At 41.6% G+C, this 1,540-nt stretch carries 1 protein-coding gene and 1 pseudogene; both read right to left on the bottom strand.

Translation table 11 applies throughout. From position 1 onward, the window contains the following. Nucleotides 1-691, bottom strand: a pseudogene (locus tag ED312_RS23330) (hypothetical protein); the annotation flags it as partial. A gap of 1 nt (nucleotide 692) precedes the next feature. Next, complete coding sequence (locus ED312_RS23325) at nucleotides 693-1,439, bottom strand: bZIP transcription factor (protein WP_123218424.1); 747 nt, start codon at nucleotides 1,437-1,439, stop codon at nucleotides 693-695. Nucleotides 1,440-1,540: the final 101 nt, after the last annotated feature.

Genomic DNA, 1,540 nt, shown 5'->3' with positions numbered 1-1,540 from the left:
TCCAGCCGGTTTCTACTTTGATCTCCTTGGCGCGGATGTTGCCGTTGACGGCGAGTTTCCATCCGGCTGCATTATCTGTTCCTATACCCATATTACCATCCACACTGAATTTATTTCCCATGACCCGAACTCCATTGCTAAAATCTCCATCGAAATTAAGGGTTAAAGAAGTATCCCAGCATACTAATGCTCTTTTCCAGTTAGTATCACTATTTCCTCTTTTCATATAGAGATCTCCGTTACTGCCGGATAATGAAAAGGAATTATTTCTAATACTTCCGTCTACCGTCAGTTTCATAGTTGGATTCGTTACCCCGATCCCTATGTTACCATTATTGAGTAGTCGCATTATACTTTTATTCCCTATGCCTTGAATATCCAGTCCGTTCTCTGCTCCTTCGCCATCTCCCCCAATCCGGATCCTTGCCACATTATTAAACCAACTTAAATGGAGATTGGCCGCCGGATTATTAGGGTTAACTGTTTGTATGAGACCATTCGATTTTATTTCACCTTTTACTTCAAGTTTCGAAGTAGGATTAGTCGTTCCGATCCCCACATTCCCCGAAGCAGGAAAAGTATTGGTTTGAGCATTAAAAGTAAAAGGGAGCAGAAGGAACAAGACCCCCACCCTAACCCTCCCCAAGGGGGAGGGGATATATGCTGATATTCTTTTGAATGTATTTCTCATATTACGGCTTTTTAAGTGCATCGATTTCTTTACGGAGTTGTTGGTTTTCTTTCTTTAGCTCTATCATGTATAAAGTCAATTCCTCAATCTTCTGCAACAATTTGGCATCCATCTCCCCCAGGAATATCCCGTTCTCTTCTACTTCCTTGGCACTGGGGATATCTTTTAAATGGCCTTTTTCTTTGATATGCTGTTCTACTTCTTCCAAAGTGGGTAGGTTGTAGCTCTCTTCAAAGACAAAGTCGCTCCAGCCCGTTTCGACTTTGATTTCCTTGGCCCGGATGTTGCCGTTGACGGCAAGTTTCCAGGTGCCGGGGTTGGTTGTGCCCATTCCTATATTTCCCGTATTATTTACCAAAAAGGGAATATTGTCCAAAACACCATCTTTATTGCTATCTGTTCTTATAGCAAAACTATCTTTATCATCATTGCCAAAAATATCTACAACAAAATGCCCCCATTTTCTTCCTTTTACGGAAACCGCTGTAGATGTAGATCCAGGATTTAAACTGCTTACATCCGTATCCGGGTTTATGATAGTACCGTTAATACCTCCCAATCTCAAATTGCCGTATACATCAAGTTTTTCTTCGGGATTAGTAGTCCCTATCCCCACATTGCCCGAAGTCGGAAACACATTGGACTGAGCATAAAAAGTAAAAGGGAACAAAAGGAATAACACCCCCACCCTGGCCCTCCCCCAAGGGGAGGGGACATATGCTGATATTTTTTTGAGTGTATCTCTCATATTACGGCTTTTTAAGTTCATCGATTTCTTTTCGAAATTGTTGGTTTTCTGCACTTAGGGCTTTTACTTCCTTTTGTAATTGTATGGTATAGAGCGTCAAC

Source organism: Sinomicrobium pectinilyticum, from assembly GCF_003725735.1.
Taxonomy (GTDB): Bacteria; Bacteroidota; Bacteroidia; order Flavobacteriales; family Flavobacteriaceae; genus Sinomicrobium; species Sinomicrobium pectinilyticum.
The sequence above is the reverse complement of the archived record's forward strand: the minus strand, read 5'-3'. Positions and strand labels throughout refer to the sequence as shown.